The 15824-nt window shown below is 71.0% G+C and carries 15 protein-coding genes and 1 pseudogene; 7 read left to right on the forward strand and 9 right to left on the reverse strand.

Annotated features, from left to right (window positions below; all coding sequences use genetic code 11):
* The first annotated feature begins 235 nt into the window (after positions 1-235).
* The 4 genes from trpD to ilvA are packed head-to-tail and all read left to right on the forward strand — an operon-like array spanning position 236 to position 4385.
* On the forward strand, positions 236-1300 hold the full coding sequence (trpD, locus tag H576_RS0110025; RefSeq protein WP_036320406.1) for an anthranilate phosphoribosyltransferase: 1065 nt from the start codon (positions 236-238) through the stop codon (positions 1298-1300).
* A gap of 49 nt (positions 1301-1349) precedes the next feature.
* The gene (locus H576_RS0110030; protein ID WP_029150831.1) at positions 1350-1916 is read left to right on the forward strand and encodes a LemA family protein; all 567 of its coding nucleotides are present in this window, start codon (positions 1350-1352) and stop codon (positions 1914-1916) included.
* Positions 1917-1932: 16 nt separating this feature from the next.
* Positions 1933-3153, forward strand: coding sequence for an AI-2E family transporter (locus H576_RS15280; protein WP_051172585.1), 1221 nt, complete (start codon positions 1933-1935; stop codon positions 3151-3153).
* Complete coding sequence (gene ilvA / locus H576_RS0110040) at positions 3150-4385, forward strand: threonine ammonia-lyase (RefSeq protein ID WP_029150832.1); 1236 nt, start codon at positions 3150-3152, stop codon at positions 4383-4385. Before H576_RS15280 ends, ilvA begins: the two co-directional genes overlap by 4 nt.
* A gap of 68 nt (positions 4386-4453) precedes the next feature.
* Here ilvA and greA read toward each other — a convergent pair whose 3' ends face one another.
* Both greA and H576_RS0110050 read right to left on the reverse strand, forming a co-directional pair.
* Entirely contained in the window at positions 4454-4942 is a 489-nt protein-coding gene (gene greA, locus H576_RS0110045; protein ID WP_029150833.1) for a transcription elongation factor GreA, read from the reverse strand.
* A 48-nt stretch (positions 4943-4990) separates the two neighbouring features.
* Entirely contained in the window at positions 4991-5389 is a 399-nt protein-coding gene (locus tag H576_RS0110050; RefSeq protein ID WP_029150834.1) for a DUF4307 domain-containing protein, read from the reverse strand.
* 90 nt (positions 5390-5479) lie between these two features.
* Between H576_RS0110050 and H576_RS15285 the strand changes: the two genes are divergently transcribed.
* On the forward strand, positions 5480-5773 hold the full coding sequence (locus tag H576_RS15285) for a hypothetical protein (protein ID WP_036320409.1): 294 nt from the start codon (positions 5480-5482) through the stop codon (positions 5771-5773).
* On the opposite strand, the gene trhA is transcribed toward H576_RS15285, so the two are convergent.
* Positions 5760-6467 carry a PAQR family membrane homeostasis protein TrhA gene (trhA, locus tag H576_RS0110060; RefSeq protein WP_036320453.1) on the reverse strand — a complete coding sequence of 236 codons (708 nt, stop codon included), beginning with the start codon at positions 6465-6467 and terminating at the stop codon, positions 5760-5762. The two genes, H576_RS15285 and trhA, sit on opposite strands and share 14 nt — an antisense overlap.
* A gap of 87 nt (positions 6468-6554) precedes the next feature.
* Between trhA and H576_RS0110065 the strand changes: the two genes are divergently transcribed.
* Positions 6555-7337, forward strand: coding sequence for an isoprenyl transferase (locus tag H576_RS0110065; RefSeq protein WP_036320455.1), 783 nt, complete (start codon positions 6555-6557; stop codon positions 7335-7337).
* A gap of 258 nt (positions 7338-7595) precedes the next feature.
* A complete protein-coding gene (phoH2, locus tag H576_RS0110070; protein ID WP_029150837.1) occupies positions 7596-8897 on the forward strand; it encodes an RNA 5'-3' helicase PhoH2 in 1302 nt (433 codons plus the stop codon).
* 405 nt (positions 8898-9302) lie between these two features.
* On the opposite strand, the pseudogene H576_RS15290 reads toward phoH2, so the two are convergent.
* The 6 genes and pseudogenes from H576_RS15290 to xseA all read right to left on the reverse strand — a co-directional run.
* Positions 9303-11354: pseudogene (locus tag H576_RS15290) on the reverse strand (PhoX family protein); the annotation flags it as partial.
* Between the two features lie 196 nt (positions 11355-11550).
* On the reverse strand, positions 11551-12945 hold the full coding sequence (locus H576_RS0110080; RefSeq protein ID WP_029150838.1) for a class II fumarate hydratase: 1395 nt from the start codon (positions 12943-12945) through the stop codon (positions 11551-11553).
* 25 nt (positions 12946-12970) lie between these two features.
* Positions 12971-13618, reverse strand: a complete 648-nt coding sequence (locus tag H576_RS0110085) for a carbonic anhydrase (RefSeq protein WP_425411271.1) — start codon at positions 13616-13618, stop codon at positions 12971-12973.
* 2 nt (positions 13619-13620) lie between these two features.
* A complete protein-coding gene (locus tag H576_RS0110090; protein WP_029150840.1) occupies positions 13621-14277 on the reverse strand; it encodes a DUF4245 family protein in 657 nt (218 codons plus the stop codon).
* Positions 14277-14513 carry an exodeoxyribonuclease VII small subunit gene (locus H576_RS0110095; protein WP_029150841.1) on the reverse strand — a complete coding sequence of 79 codons (237 nt, stop codon included), beginning with the start codon at positions 14511-14513 and terminating at the stop codon, positions 14277-14279. Before H576_RS0110095 ends, H576_RS0110090 begins: the two co-directional genes overlap by 1 nt.
* 10 nt (positions 14514-14523) lie before the next feature.
* Complete coding sequence (gene xseA, locus H576_RS0110100) at positions 14524-15813, reverse strand: exodeoxyribonuclease VII large subunit (RefSeq protein ID WP_029150842.1); 1290 nt, start codon at positions 15811-15813, stop codon at positions 14524-14526.
* Positions 15814-15824 lie beyond the last annotated feature (11 nt).

A 15824-nucleotide genomic window follows, 5' to 3' on the forward strand; every position in this document is an offset into this window, starting at 1 on the left:
TAGGTAGCTGGGGTCGTCACCCGTCCATTATGGCCGATTCCGACGCATGATTTTGGCACCGCCGCATGGGCATCGGGGGGACCGGGCATGATGGGGACCATACGAAGGCCCTGGGAGGGCGTCGGGAAACGGCCGGTCGCGCCGTCAGAACGGGCCGTGGACCTCCGCACGGGGACACGCCGCGGACGATTTCCACGCCGTGTCGAAGAAATCTCGGTGCCCTAGCATCGGCGTCATGACGTCGCCCACCTGGCCCGAGATCCTGACCGCCGTCGTCGCAGGCGACGACCTCACCGTGTCGCAGGCGGAGTGGGCGATGCGCCAGGTGATGCAGGGCGAGGCGACGGGTGCTCAGCTCGGCGGGCTCCTCACGGCGCTCCGGGCGAAGGGCGAGTCGGTCGAGGAGGTCATCGGCTTCCGTGACGCGATCCTCGACGCCGCGGTTCCCCTCCCCGTCGACCCGAACGTGCTCGACATCGTGGGGACGGGCGGCGACCGCTACGGCACCGTCAACATCTCGTCGACCGCGTCGATCATCGTCGCCGCGACGGGGATCCCCGTGGTCAAGCACGGCAACCGCGCCGTGAGCTCGAAGGCGGGCGCCTCCGACGTGCTCAGCGAGCTCGGCATCGACCTGCGCCTCCCGGCCGAGGCGGTCGCCGGCGTCCTCGACGAGGCCGGCATCACCTTCGCCTGGGCCGCGGCCTTCCACCCGGGCTTCAAGCACGCCGGGCCGGTTCGCGCGGAGCTCGGCGTGCCGACGGTGTTCAACTTCCTCGGCCCGCTCGTGAACCCGGCGCGCGCCGAGGCGAACGCGGTCGGCGTCGCGAACATCGACACGGTCCCGATCATCACGGGCGTGTTCCGCACGCGCGGCGCGACGGCGCTCGTCTTCCGCGGCGAGGACGGGCTCGACGAGCTCACCACGACGGGATACAGCCGGATCTGGCAGATCACGAACGGCGACATGCACGAGTTCGACATCCACCCGCGCGACCTCGGTCTGCCGACGGCGCGCATCGAGGACCTGCTCGGCGGCACGCCGGCCGACAACGCCGCGACCCTCCGCCGCACCCTCGCCGGCGAGAAGGGCGCGGTCCGCGACGTCGTGCTCCTCAACGCGGCGGCGGGGATCGTCGCGTACCGCCTGTCCCAGGATCCCTCGCAGGCGAACCGCAACATGATCCAGCGGCTGACTGAGGCGCTCGGCGAGGCCGCCGCCGCCGTCGACGACGGGCGCGCCTCGGCGAAGCTCGACGCGTGGGTCGCCGCCTCGTCGCGCGCAGGCTCCGGATCCTGACATCGCGCCCACGTAGCATGGGCCGAACGCAACCCCAGGAGTGGTCTCAATGGAATGGCTCGTACCGGTTCTGATCGTCGCCGCGATCCTGGTGATCGCCGGGATCTACCTGTGGGCGACGTACAAATCGCTCGTGTCGCTCGGCGCGCGCGTCGACGAGGCGTGGAGCGCGATCGACGAGCAGGTCCGCAGCAGGGCCGACCTCGTGCCCGGCCTCATCGACACCGTCTCGGGGTACGCCGCGCACGAGAAGGCCGTCTTCGAGAACGTGACGCGGGCGCGCACCGACGTGCTCTCGGCTGAGGGCCCCGCCGCCGCGGGCGTCGCCGAGTCGCGCATGCAGAAGGCGCTCTCGAGCGTCTTCGCGCTCGCCGAGGGGTACCCGGCGCTCCAGGCGAACCAGACCTACCTGCAGCTGCAGACGGCGCTCGTCGACGCCGAGGACGGGATCCAGACCTCCCGCCGCTTCTACAACGGCGGCGTCCGCGAGCTGAACGTCAAGGTCAAGCAGTTCCCGAGCAATCTCTTCGCCGGGCGCCGGGGCCTCTCGGGGCGCGAGTACTTCGAGTCCGAGGACGCCGCCGCGATCTCGGCGCCGCCGCGAGTGCAGTTCTGACGACGCGGCGAGCGACATGAGCGAAGCCCCCGGCCGCCGCGGCCTCTTCGGACGCCGTCGCGACGACGAGACCGCCCCCGACGAGAGCGCGCCCGACCGCCCCTCCCACGACGACGCCGTCCCGCCCGCGCTGCGCGTCGCGGCCGCTTACGGGTGGCGGCTCCTCGTCCTCGTCGCGGTCGTCGCGGTCGTCGTGTGGCTCGTGATCAAGCTCTCGGGCGTCGTGATCCCGCTGCTCGTCGCCGTGCTCCTCACAGCCCTGCTGTGGCCGGCGTTCGGCTGGCTCGTGTCGATGCGCGTGCCGCGCTGGCTCGCGATCGTCCTGACCGTCGTCGGCACCGCGGCGATCGTGACGGGCCTCGTGTGGCTCGTCGTGTGGCAGATCTCGGATCAGGCGGGCGCCGTCCGCGTCCGCGCCGTCGAGCGCTGGAACGAGTTCGAGGCGTGGCTCATGTCGACGGGCGTCTTCGCCGACGACGACCTCTCGCAGGGCTTCAGCTTCGTCACGAACTTCCTCAGCGATCAGTCGGACGTCATCGTCGACAGCGTGCTCTCGCTCGGCTCGACGATCGGCCACATCGGGGCGGGAGCCCTCATCGCGCTCTTCTCGATGATCTGCTTCCTCTTCGACGGCGAGGGAATCTGGCGCTGGACGAAGAAGCTCTTCCCCCGCGTCGCGCGCCAGGCCGTCGACGGGGCCGCCCGCAACGGCTGGAAGACGCTCGTCAGCTACGCCCGCACCCAGCTGTTCGTGGCGTCGATCGACGCGATCGGCATCGGCGTCGGGGCCGCGCTCCTCGGCGTCCCGCTCGCGATCCCCATCGGCGTCACGGTGTTCCTCGCGTCGTTCGTGCCCTTCGTCGGCGCGATCGTCTCGGGGGCGCTCGCGGTCGTGATCGCGCTCGCCGACGAGGGGCCGTGGATCGCCCTCGCGATGCTCGGCGTCGTCCTGCTCGTCCAGCAGGTCGAGAGCCACATCCTGCAGCCCCTGATCATGGGCGCCGCCGTGAAGGTGCACCCGCTCGCGGTCGTGCTCGTCGTGCTCGCGGGATCGATGGTCGGCGGTATCGCCGGCGCACTCTTCGCCGTGCCGCTCGCCGCGTTCGTGAACGTCGTCGCCGTCACGCTCGCGAGCGGCTCCTGGCGCACGGGCGACGTGCCCGACGAGAACCTGATGTGGAGAACCGAGCCCAGGACCCTGGGCCGCGGTGACGAGAGGAACGAGGACCCCCGGTGACGCACGCCGACCTGCCCGCGCTGAGCGAGTTCGAGGAGGCCGCGCGCGGCCTCGAACCGGTGATCGAGCGGACCCCGATCCAGTTCTCGCAGCACCTCACCGACGTCCTCGGCGCCCCCGTGCTCCTGAAGCTCGAGAACCTCCAGCGCACGGGCTCGTTCAAGGTCCGCGGCGCGACGCACCGCCTCTCCCGCCTCACGGCCGAGGAGCGTGCGCGCGGCGTCATCGCGGCGTCGGCCGGCAACCACGCGCAGGGCGTCGCCCTCGCCGCGCAGCAGCTCGGCATCCCCGCGACGATCTACATGCCGCTCGGAGTCCCTGTCCCCAAGCTGCTCGCGACGCGCGGCTACGGGGCCGAGGTCGTGCTCGAGGGCGAGACGGTCGAGGTGGGGCTGCGCCTCGCGGCCGAGCAGTCGGAGCGCGACGGCGCCGTCTTCATCCACCCCTTCGACCACCGCGACATCATCGTCGGCCAGGGGACGCTCGCGCTCGAGCTCCTCGACCAGGCGCCCGAGGTCGAGACGATCATCGTCGGCATCGGCGGCGGCGGGCTCATCTCCGGCGTCGCGGCGGCCGCCAAGGCGCGCGCCGAGGCCGACGGGCGCACGGTGCGGATCATCGGCGTGCAGTCCGAGCACGCCGCCGCCTACCCCGTCTCGCTCGAGGCGGGGGAGCCCGTCTCGGTCACGACGACCCCGACGATCGCCGACGGGATCCTCGTCGCGCGCCCGGGCGCCCAGAACTTCGCGATCGTGCGCGAGCTCGTCGACGAGGTCGTCACCGTGAGTGACGACGACATCGCCCGAGCGATCCTGACGATCATCGAGCGCACGAAGCAGGTCGTCGAGCCCGCTGGCGCCGTCGGCGTCGCCGCGATCCTCGCCGGCAAGATCCGCGCGCAGGGCCCCACGGCCGTGATCCTCTCGGGCGGGAACATCGATCCGCTCGTCCTGCAGCGCGTCGTCGCCCACGGTCTCGCCGCCGCGGGCCGCTACATGACGATCCGCATCCCGCTTCCCGACCGTCCCGGTCAGCTCGTGACGGTGTCGGAGCTGCTCGCGCAGGCGGGAGCGAACGTCATCGAGGTGCTGCACACGCGGCACGGGCAGGGCATGCAGATCAACGAGGTCGTCCTGCAGATCTCGGTCGAGACGCGCGGCGAGGAGCACCGCGCCCTCGTGCTCGAGCAGCTGCGGGGCGGCGGCTTCCGCCCCGAGATCCTGCCCGATTAGGCTCGCGCCGGATACCTGAAGGGCGCTCCCTCCGAGACGGAGAGGGCGCCCTTCGCGTTCGCGCGACGTCAGCCGCCGTACGTCTCGACGTTCAGGATCTCGACGGGGATCTCCTTGCCGTTCGGCGCCGTGTACGAGCCCGTGTCGCCGATCTTCATGCCGATGATCGACGCGCCGAGCGCGCTCTGCTCGCTGTACACGTTGAGGTCGTCGTCGCCGCCCGCGATCTCGCGGCTGCCGAGGAGGAAGCGCTCCTCGTCGCCGAAGATGCACGCCGTGATGACGGTGCCGGGGCGCACGACGCCGTCGGCCTCGGGCGCCTCGCTGATCTGCGCCTCCTTGAGCATCGCCGTGAGCTGGCGGATGCGGGCCTCGATCTTGCCCTGCTCGTCCTTGGCCGCGTGATAGCCGCCGTTCTCGCGCAGGTCGCCCTCTTCGCGGGCGAGCTCGATGCGCTTGGCGATGTCCTCGCGGCCCTCGGTCGAGAGCTGCTCCAGCTCGGCGGCGAGGCGGTCGTATGCCTCCTGCGTGAGGAAGGATGCGTTGTCGTTCGACATAGGAGTTCTCCTGATGAGTGTCCGGATGGTCCGGCTATCCGGGTGAATCTACCCGAGGCGGCAACCCGTCACATAACCGGTGTTGGCCTCGGCCGTCGTGGGCAGGACGCCCGTGTAGTCGCTCGACACCGAGTCGGTCGGCGCGATCTCGACGACCTTCCAGCCGACGATGCCGTACTGCTCGTCGAGCGCCTCGAGCGTGCAGTAGACGGAGTCGTCGGCGTGGGCGCCCGTGATCCGGAACGACACCTCGACGGAGGACTCGTCGGTCACGGTGAAGCCCGTGTCGTCGGCGTCGATGCTCTGGGCGCTGCTGCCCGAGCTCGTGATCCAGGTGATCCACACGACCCCGACGACCACGATGACGATGACGCCGATCCAGGTCGCGATGCGGGAGCTTCGCGCCGTGCGTCCGTAGCGCTCGTCGAGCTGCTGCTGGGTCGTCACGCGGGGGCCTCGCAATCTGCCGCGTCACAGCGGGCGCGGACTAGGGTGATGAGGTTCCAGATTAGTCGCCCCCGGTTCAGGAGCAGGTGCATGCACGTCCTCACACTCGTCTTGACGGGACTCAAGGAGACACCCGTCCCGCAGGTCACCGTCGACGCCGACGCCGTGACGCCCGGTCCGTGGGGGTTCGCGGTCCTCGCGCTCGTCGCGATCGCCGTCGTCCTGCTCGTGCTCGACATGCTGCGCCGCGTGCGCCGCGCGCGCTATCGCGACGAGGCGCGCGAGGCGCTCGACGCGGAGGAGGCCGCCGCCCGCCGCGCGGACGAGGGCGACGGGGTCGCGGAGCCCGACGGATCCGCTGAGGGCGGCGTCAGCCCGCGTTGAAGGCCGGCTGCAGCGCGATGAGGAGCGCCGCGGTCCAGTGGCACAGGAACGCCAGCACGGTGCACACGTGGAAGATCTCGTGGAAGCCGAAGTGGTGCGGCCACGGGTTCGGCTTCTTGATCGCGTAGACGACGGCTCCGACGGTGTACAGGACGCCGCCGATGATGACGAGGATCATCATGGGCGACGACGCTCGGAAGAGGTCGGGCATGTACATGACGGCCGCCCAGCCGAGCGCGAGGTAGAGCGCGACATAGAGCCAGCGGGGCGCGCCGATCCAGAGGACGCGGAACAGGATCCCGAGGATCGCGCCGCCCCACACGATCGACAGCAGCAGGACCGACTTCTCGGGCGGCAGGGCCAGGACGCCGAGGGGCGTGTAGGTGCCCGCGATGAGCAGCAGGATGTTCGCGTGGTCGATGCGCTTGAGCACGGCCTTCGTCGTCGGACCCCAGTTGAAGCGGTGGTAGACGGCGGAGTTGCCGAAGAGCAGCAGCGACGAGGCCATGAAGACGGCCGACGCCCACTTCGCCGGGGCGCCGTGCGCCAGCACGATCAGGACGATGCCGGCGGCGAGCGCGACCGGCGCGGTTCCGGCATGGATCCACCCGCGCCAGCTGGGCTTGATCTCGGCGGGGCTCGCGGGCTCGGCTTCGACGAGCGGAAGGTGTGGCACGGGGGCGGGGCCGGTCATCTTGCGAGCGTACGTTGCGCCGTATTCCGACAGCGACACATGCGGCAGACCTTCACCAGCCGGCCGCGGTATCGTCGTCGCGTGGCGGTGAGCGAGAGAGCGGCGGAGGGCACGGGGCTGCTGTACCGCCTCTACGCCTCCCGTCTGCGCCGGCAGATCGACGCCGACCGCGTCCCGCATCACGTCGCGATGATGATCGACGGCAACCGCCGCTGGGCTCGCCAGCTGGGCTTCGAGACCCCGGCGCACGGGCATCGCGCGGGCGCCGCGAAGATGGTCGAGTTCCTCGGCTGGTGCGACGATCTCGGCGTCGACGTCGTCACGCTCTACCTGCTCTCGAACGACAACGTCCTGAAGCGCGACTCGGCCGAGCTGCGCGACCTCATCGAGATCATCGCGGGGCTCGCGGGGCAGCTCTCGCGCCGCGGCGACTGGCGCGTCCAGCACGTGGGCCGCGAGGACAACCTGCCCGACTTCCTCGTCGGCTCTCTCCGCGACGCCGAGGCGCGCACGCGCGAGAACACGGGTCTGCACGTCAACCTCGCGGTCGGCTACGGCGGCCGGTACGAGATCGTGGACGCCGTGCGCCGCATCATCCAGGAGCACGACGAGTCGGGCGGAACCCTCGAGGAGCTCGCGGGCAGCCTGACCCCCGAGGTCATCGGCGAGCACCTTTACACGCGCGGGCAGCGCGATCCCGACCTCGTGATCCGCACCTCGGGGGAGCAGCGCCTCAGCGACTTCCTGCTGTGGCAGTCGGCGCACAGCGAGTTCTACTTCGTCGAGGCGCTCGGTCCCGACCTGCGCGAGGTCGACCTGCTGCGCGCGATCCGCGACTACGGCACGCGCGACCGACGCTTCGGCCGCTGATCAGCGCCACGTGAACGGTATGTGAAATCCCCGACAGGGGATCTTCCGAATCACACCGGTGTGATTTACCGTCGAGCCAACGGGCAGATCGCCCGTTCGAGTCGGCCTTCGGCATCGCGACTCGTGGCCCACAGGTCGACTCGTTTTCCGGGCGGCAGCCCGGCAGGATGGGAGTGGGTCGTGACCGCAGCCACCGAGAAGGCCACCAGCGCCAGCCGCGTCGAAGATGCGCCGCACGAGGCCGATGCACCGCAGCACATCGACGAGGATCTGCGCACCTACGTGCTCGACACCTCGGTCCTCCTGAGCGATCCGCGGGCGCTGTTCCGCTTCGCCGAGCACTCCATCGTCGTCCCGATCGTCGTCGTGGGCGAGCTCGAGGGCAAGCGCCACGACCCCGAGATCGGCTACTTCGCGCGGCAGGCGCTGCGCTATCTCGACGAGCTGCGCGTCGAACACGGTCGGCTCGACTTCCCCGTCCCGACGGCGGGAGGCGGAACGATCCGGGTCGAGCTCGGCAACTCCGACTCGAGCGTCCTGCCCGCCGGCATGCGCGGTGCCGACAACGACTCGCGGATCCTCGCCGTCGCGGCGAACCTCGCGGGCGACGGCCAGAACGTCGTCGTCGTGTCGAAGGACGTCCCCATGCGCGTCAAGGCGGCGTCGATCGGCCTCGAGGCCGAGGAGTACCTCGCCGAGCAGGCGGTCGACTCGGGTTGGACGGGCATCGCCTCGCTCGCCGTCTCGGGCGACGACATGGCCGACCTGTACGACGCCGAGGTCGCGACGCACGACGACGCGCGCGGCCTCCCGATCAACACGGGGCTCGTGATCCAGTCGGAGCGCGGTTCGGCGCTCGGCCGCGTGCAGGGCCCCGAGGGCGAGTTCCGGCTCGTCCGCGGCGACCGCGACGTCTTCGGGCTGCACGGCCGCTCGGCCGAGCAGCGCATCGCGATCGACCTGCTCCTCGACCCCGAGGTGGGCATCGTGTCGCTCGGCGGGCGCGCGGGAACGGGCAAGTCGGCCCTCGCGCTCTGCGCGGGTCTCGAGGCCGTCCTCGAGCGCAGCCTGCAGAAGAAGATCATCGTCTTCCGGCCGCTCTTCGCGGTCGGCGGCCAGGAGCTCGGCTACCTGCCGGGAGACCAGGCCGAGAAGATGAACCCCTGGGGCCAGGCGGTGTTCGACACCCTCGGGTCGGTCGTGAGCGAGAACGTGCTCGACGAGGTCGTGGAGCGGGGCATGCTCGAGGTCCTGCCGCTCACCCACATCCGCGGGCGCTCGCTGCACGACGCCTTCGTGATCGTCGACGAGGCGCAGTCGCTCGAGCGCAACGTGCTGCTCACGGTGCTCAGCCGCATCGGCCAGAACTCGAAGGTCGTCCTGACGCACGACGTCCAGCAGCGCGACAACCTGCGCGTGGGCCGTCACGACGGCGTCGCGAGCGTCATCGAGACGCTCAAGGGCCAGGGGCTCTTCGGCCACGTGACGCTGATGCGCTCCGAGCGCTCGGCGATCGCCGCGCTCGTCACGAGCCTGCTGGAGGGCGACGAGCTCGCCTGATCGAACGGGAAGGCGCCCCGCGGATCCGGATCCGCGGGGCGCCTTCGTACGCGGCGGCGCTCAGGCCTCGTCGAGGTTCTCCTCGGCGCGCTGGTTCTTGCGGCGCGTGAGCATCGCGAAGCCGGCGGCGGCGAGGACGCCCGCGCCCGCGACGATCGCGCCCACGGTGCTGCCGCCCGTCGCCTCGAGCCCGCCGGGGGCGGTCGTCGACGAGGGCGTCGGGGTCGCGGTCGCTCCCGCCGAAGCCGAGGGCGTCGGCGAGGAGGTCGCGGACGGCGTCTGCGTCGGCGTCGCGCTCGGAACCGGCACGACGGGCGCTCCGGTCGGGTCGGTCGTCGGCGTCTGCGTGGGCGTCGCGGTCGCCGAAGGCGTCGGCTCGACCGTCGGCTCGGGGATCGTGCCCGGCAGAGCGAAGACCTGGATCACGCTCGGACGGGGCACCGCCACGTTGTTCGCGGCCGAGGGCTTCATCGCGTCGGGGAACAGCGAGTGCTGCTCCTCGTACGACCCGTCCTCACCCGGGTGCTGGACCGAGACGTACACGTTCCACTCGTCGTCGTGGATGACGGGGCCGCACGTCTCGGCCTCCGTCGGCACCGAGAGGAACTGCTCCACGCGCCCGCGGTTCTCGCCCTCGAGGCCGACCCGGAACAGGCCGTCGTTGTAGCCGATCGTGCTGGGCGCGCCGTCGGTGGAGATCCAGAGGTTGCCCGCCGTGTCGAACGCGAGGTTGTCGGGGCAGGAGATCGGCGAGACCTGGTCGAGCGGGAAGCCCGAGAAGTAGGTCGCGCCGTTCTGCGCCGGGTCGCCCGCGACGAGCAGGAGCGTCCACGTGAAGGTCGTGGCCGTCTGGTCGCCCCCGTCCTCCGTGAGCTCGACGATGTGGCCGTCGCGGTTCTCGGCGCGCGGGTTCGCCTCGTCGGCGGGCGCGTTGCCGTCGACGGCGCGGTTCGAGTTGTTCGTGCACGCGACGTAGAGCTTGCCCGTGGTGGGGTGCGGCTGGACGTCCTCGGGGCGGTCCATCTTCGTCGCGCCGGCCTTGTCGGCCGCGAGGCGCGTGTAGACGAGGACCTCGTCGATCGTCATGCCGTCGATCGCCGACTCGTTGTCGAGGACGAGGGGGAGCCAGCGGCCCGTTCCGCCGAACCCGCCGTCGGACGGGACCTGACCGGATCCGTCGATCTCGCTCGCGGGCGAGTCGCCCGAGAACTGCGCGACGTAGAGGCTGCCGTTCTCGAGCAGCGTCATGTTGTGCGCCTTGTCGCCCTCGACGTACGTGTCGCGCGAGACGAACTTGTAGAGGTAGTCGAAGCGCTCGTCGTCGCCCGAGTACGCGACGGCGCGGCCGTCCTGCGCGATGGCGACGTTGGCGCCCTCGTGCTTCAGACGGCCGAGCATCGTGTGCTTGCGCGGCGTCGAGTCGGGGTCGGTCGGGTCGAGCTCGACGATCCAGCCGAAGCGGTTGACCTCGTTCTCGGAGCCGGGCATGCGGGCGTCGAAGCGGTCGTCGACGTACTCCCAGCCGCGCGTCGTCTCGGCATCGGCCAGGCCGTAGCGCAGGTCGGTCTCGGAGGTGCCGTTCGAGCGGAAGTATCCGTTGAAGTTCTCTTCGCCTGAGAGGATCGTGCCCCACGGGGTCGTGCCGCCCGAGCAGTTGCCGAACGTGCCGAGCACCGTCGTGCCCTCGGGGTCGGCCGCGGTCCGGAGCAGCTCGGATCCCGCGGCCGGGCCCGTGAACGCGTACGGGGTGTCGTCGAGGAACCGGCGGTTGAGCGGGGCGCCCGTGACGGGCGTCCACGGGGTCGACTCGTCGGCGCGCTCGAGTTCGACGACGCTGAGACCGTGGGCCTTGAGGCCGACGCGGCGGACGCGCTCGGGGTCGTCCGCGATCTGCTCGGCCGGGAACATGATGTTCTCGTTCGTGTACTCGTGGTTCACGTAGAGGATCGCGGTCGTCGCCGACGTGCGGATGATGTCGGTGTAGTCGACGTTGTACCCGAACTGGCGCGCCTGCGCCTCGGGCGTCTGGTCGGCGGGATCGAAGACGGGGCTGTCGGCGAAGAGCGGGTCGCCCCAGCGCATGATCGGCTTCCAGTCGAAGCCCTCGGGCACCGCGAAGCCGTCGACGGTGTAGTCGACGGGCGAGATCGAGGTGAAGCCGAACGCGCCGGTCTCGCCGACCGCCGTCGAGGCGGATCCCGAGGCGACCGCGGCGTCGGCGCGGCCCGCGAGAGCCGGGGCCAGCACGATCGCGGCGGCGCCGGCCATGCCGAGGCCGAGCAGGCCGCGGCGCGACATCTGGGCGTCGACGATGTCGCGAAAGTAGCCGTTGGAGGAGGTGTTGCACGCCTCGTGGGCGCACGCGTTGGAGCACTTCAGCTGGCAGGTCACGGCGCTGCGCTTTCCGCGCACGTGTCCCGCCATGGGCAGCAGTGTGCGCCCGATGTTGATGGCCATCTGGTGTCGTCCTCGGTCAGATCGTGGCCGTCCCACGGTGGACGGGCGGACAGGGAGTCCGCTCAGCCAGCCCACAGACGCCGGGTTGCCGAGGGGTGAACCGCCGATGGATGGCGGGTGACGGGTGTGAGGGGATGTGGCGAACACGGAGGAGGGCGGCAGGCCGAAGCCCACCGCCCTCCTCGAGAGACGCCGCTCAGCCGGCGTGCGTCATCGACAGCAGGTCGAGCTTCTCGTCGAGCTGCTCCTCGCTGACCTCGCCGCGCTCCACGTAGCCGAGGTCGATGACGGCCTCGCGCACCGTGATGCCCTTCGCGACCGAGTGCTTCGCGATCTTCGCCGCGGCCTCGTAGCCGATGAGCTTGTTGAGCGGGGTGACGATCGAGGGGCTCATGCCGGCGAGCGCCGTGACGCGCTCCTCGTTGACCGTGAGGCCGTCGACGGTCTTGTCGGCGAGCGTGCGGGTCGCGTTCGCGAGCAGGCGGATCGACTCGAGGAGGGCCGTGCCCATGACGGGGATCGCGACGTTGAGCTCGAACGCCCCGGACGCGCCGGCCCAGGCGACGGTCGCGTCGTTTCCGATCACGCGCGCGCACACCATGAGCGTCGCCTCGGGGATGACGGGGTTGACCTTGCCCGGCATGATCGAGGATCCGGGCTGCAGGTCGGGCAGGTGGATCTCGCCGAGGCCCGTGTTGGGGCCGGATCCCATCCAGCGCAGGTCGTTGTTGATCTTCGTCAGCGAGACCGCGATCGTGCGGATCGCGCCCGACGCCTCGACGAGGCCGTCGCGGTTCGCCTGGGCCTCGAAGTGGTCGACGGCCTCGGTGAGGGGGAGGCCCGTCTCGGCGACGAGGTTCGCGATGACCTTCTGCGGGAAGCCCGCGGGGGTGTTGATGCCCGTGCCGACGGCGGTGCCGCCCTGCGGGACCTCGGCGACGCGGGGGAGCGCCGCCTCGACGCGCTCGATGCCGAGGCGCATCTGGCGGGCGTAGCCGCCGAACTCCTGGCCGAGCGTGACGGGGGTCGCGTCCATGAGGTGCGTGCGGCCCGACTTCACGATCGACGCCCACGCCTCGGCCTTGCGCTCGAACGCCTGCGCGAGGTGGTCGAGGGCGGGGACGAGGTCGGTGATGAGGGCCTCGGTGACGGCGACGTGCACCGAGGTCGGGAAGACGTCGTTCGACGACTGCGACGCGTTGACGTGGTCGTTGGGGTGGACCTCGGACCCGAGGTGCTCGGTCGCGAGGGTCGAGAGGACCTCGTTCATGTTCATGTTCGACGACGTGCCCGAGCCGGTCTGATACGTGTCGACGGGGAACTCGGCGTCGTAGCCGCCCGCGACGACCTGGTCGGCCGCCCACGCGATCGCGTCGGCGATCGCGCCGTCCAGGGTTCCGAGGTCCTTGTTGGCGAGGGCCGCCGCCTTCTTGATGCGCGCGAGGGCGGCGATGTGCCGCGACTCGAGGCCGGTGCCCGAGATGGGGAAGTTCTCGACGGCGCGCTGCGTCTGGGCGCGGTAGAGGGCGTGCTTCGGAACGCGCACCTCGCCCATCGTGTCGTGTTCGATGCGGTACTCGGGTTCGGTCACTTCGTTGTTCCTCCGATGCGTGGATTCAGGCGCTCGCGACGGGTGCCTCGAGCCCCAGGACGACGTCGGGCACCACGGTGCCCTCGGCCAGACGGTAGTTGGCGCCGACGATGCCCAGCCGCCCCTCGGCGATGGCATCGCTGATCAGCTCGGACGACTGCAGGATCGACGTGATCGTGTCGCGCAGGTGCAGCTGGCCGACCCGCCAGGAGCTGACGCCCTCGGGATCCTCGCCCTTCTCGCTCAGCTCGAGGCGCGCGCGGCGCACCGCGGGGACGATCGACGAGATCTGGCGCCAGATGTTCGGCGGCAGGAGCGGGGAGTCGGGGTCGACCGAGTCGATCGCCGCGCGCACCGCTCCGCACTCGTCGTGCGCGAGGACGACGATGAGCGGGACGCCGAGCACCTCGACGGCGTACTCGAGGGATCCCATGATCGACTGGCCCGTGACCTGGCCCGCGTTGCGGATCACGAAAAGGTCGCCGAGGCCCTTGTCGAAGATGATCTCGGCGGCGAGGCGCGAGTCGCTGCAGCCGAAGAGCGCGGCAGACGGGGTCTGGAAGCTCGCGAGGTCGGCGCGGCGGCGGACATCCTGGTGGGGGTGGGCCGGGTCGCCGTCGACGAAGCGCGTGTTCCCCGCGACCATGTCGGCCCAGGCCTCTGTCGGCGTCATGTTCATTCTGTGCTCTCCTGTTCGAGTTGGCTGATCTGCTGCGTCGCGGCCTCGGCGAGCTGCCGGGCGTCGTCGGCGCTGATGCTGCCGTAGACGAGCAGGAAGTCGTCGCCCGCTTGGGTGCCCAGGGCGTACGAGATGTTGCCGTTCGACGACGGGTCGGAGATCTCGTAGGCGCTCCACTCGACGCCCGAGATCTCGATCGTCTCGTCGGGGCTCGCACCGCCGAGGACCTGCGCGGCCCACGTGTCGGTCGTGTCGAAGCCCTGCGCGAACCGCGCGAAGGAGCGCGGCGCGTCGGGGATCGAGTTGTAGGTGATGCCCCACGCGATCGGGTTGCCGGGGTCGATCGCCGCGGCGTTGACGCCCCAGCTGCTCGGCATCTCGGGGACGACGACGTCGCGCGCGTACTGCTCGCTCGCGGTCTCGGCGATGCCCGCGACGTCGATGTCGGCCGTCTGCGTGACGTCGCCGCGCGGCACGCCGAAGTAGATGACCGCGACGATCGCCAGCGTCACGCCGAGCGCGACGAGGAGGTTGCGGACGTTCTGGCTCTGCCGGTAGTTGCGGGAGTTCTCGGCCTTGCGGGCCGCCTCCTCCTCGGCGGTCTCGGGGCGGCCGAGGTGCGCCGCGATCCGCGGCTCGGTGGACTTGGCCATCACTCGGCGTTCCCCGACTCGGCCGTCTCGCGGGCGGCGTCGAGGCGGCGCTTGGCGCCGACGAGCCACTCCTCGCAGCGGGCCGCGAGGGCCTCGCCGCGCTCCCAGAGGGCGAGCGAGTGCTCGAGCGTCGGCGCGCCCTGCTCGAGCTCGGACACCACCTGGACGAGCTCGTCGCGCGCCTGCTCGAACGACAGCGTCGAGACGTCGGGAAGATCGGGGGCCGCAGAAGTCATCGTCGCAATCCTACTTTTCCGCGCGGGGAGCGATCGACGGCACCTCGCCGTCGCTCGTCGCCGCCACCGCGCCGTCGTCGAGCGTCAGGGTGAAGGTCGTGCCGGGGGTGAGATCGTCGGCCGATCGCACGACGGATCCGCTCGCCGCCTGTGCGATCGCGTAGCCGCGCGCGAGCGTCGCGGCTGGGGAGAGCGCGCGCAGCGACGCGCGGAGCTCGCCCGTGCGCCGCTCGCCCGCGTCGAGCAGACGGGTCGACACCTCGCGGCCGCGAGCGACCGACAGGTAGATCTCCTGCTGCCGCCCGCGGATCATGCTGTCGGGATCGCGCAGCGCGGGGCGCGAGCGCAGCTGCTCGAGCTGTTGGATCGCGTGCTGGACCTGCTGTTGCACCCGCGTGCCGAGCCGCGAGCGCAGCTGGGAGACGATCGTGCGCTGCTCGCCGACGTCGGGGACGACGCGCTTCGCGGCGTCGGTCGGGGTCGAGGCGCGGAGATCGGCGACGTCGTCGAGAAGGGGACGGTCGTTCTCGTGACCGATCGCGCTCACGACGGGCGTGCGGGCCGCGGCGACGGCGCGCACGAGGCGCTCGTCGCTGAAGCCCAGGAGCGTCTGGGGGTCGCCGCCGCCGCGGGCGATGACGATGACGTCGACCTCGGGATCGGCCTCGAGCGTCGCGAGCGCCTCGAGGATCTCGGGGACGCTGCGGTCGCCCTGCACCGTGGCGTGGATCGTGCGGAACTCGACCTGGGGCCAGCGCAGCTGCGCGTTGCGGAGGACGTCCTTCTCGGCGTCGGACTGCGCGCCCGTGATGAGGCCGATGCGGTTCGGGAGGAAGGGAAGCGGCCGCTTGCGCGACGGGTCGAAGAGGCCCTCGCCCGCCAGCTGCCTGCGGAGCCGCTCGAGTGCCTCGAGTTGGGCGCCGAGCCCGACGTGGCGCATCGAGGTGACCTGGAACGAGAAGGATCCGCGCTTCGTGAAGTAGTCGGCCTTGAGGCACGCGACGACGTGGTCGCCCACCTGGAATTCGCCCTCGAGGCGGCGCAGCACGCTCGACCAGATCTGGATCGACACCTGGGCATCGCTCACGAGATCCTTCATGCCGCCGAACACGTTCTGCCCGCGGCGGTTCCACTGCGTGATCTCGCCCTCGGCCCAGACCGCGCCCCAGCGGTCGATCGACGCCTTGATCGTCTGGTTGAGGCGGGCGACCGAGGTCGGCTGCTCGGGCGACGAGTCGCGCGGGGAGACCGCGTCGCTCGGGGGAGCGGCGTCGGAGGGGGAAGTCTGAAAGGACGTCACGATGTCAGGCT

The sequence above is a fragment of the Microbacterium indicum DSM 19969 genome, from assembly GCF_000422385.1.
Classification (GTDB): Bacteria; Actinomycetota; Actinomycetes; order Actinomycetales; family Microbacteriaceae; genus Microbacterium; species Microbacterium indicum.

Bases quoted from the DNA above. Each gene is read 5' to 3' on its own strand.
- trpD (WP_036320406.1), top strand. From the start codon at position 236: ATGACGTCGCCCACCTGGCCCGAGATCCTGACCGCCGTCGTCGCAGGC.
- H576_RS0110030 (WP_029150831.1), top strand. From the start codon at position 1,350: ATGGAATGGCTCGTACCGGTTCTGATCGTCGCCGCGATCCTGGTGATC.
- H576_RS15280 (WP_051172585.1), top strand. From the start codon at position 1,933: ATGAGCGAAGCCCCCGGCCGCCGCGGCCTCTTCGGACGCCGTCGCGAC.
- greA (WP_029150833.1), bottom strand. From the start codon at position 4,942: ATGTCGAACGACAACGCATCCTTCCTCACGCAGGAGGCATACGACCGC.
- H576_RS15285 (WP_036320409.1), top strand. From the start codon at position 5,480: ATGCACGTCCTCACACTCGTCTTGACGGGACTCAAGGAGACACCCGTC.
- trhA (WP_036320453.1), bottom strand. From the start codon at position 6,467: ATGACCGGCCCCGCCCCCGTGCCACACCTTCCGCTCGTCGAAGCCGAG.
- H576_RS0110085 (WP_425411271.1), bottom strand. From the start codon at position 13,618: ATGACGCCGACAGAGGCCTGGGCCGACATGGTCGCGGGGAACACGCGC.
- H576_RS0110090 (WP_029150840.1), bottom strand. From the start codon at position 14,277: ATGGCCAAGTCCACCGAGCCGCGGATCGCGGCGCACCTCGGCCGCCCC.
- H576_RS0110095 (WP_029150841.1), bottom strand. From the start codon at position 14,513: ATGACTTCTGCGGCCCCCGATCTTCCCGACGTCTCGACGCTGTCGTTC.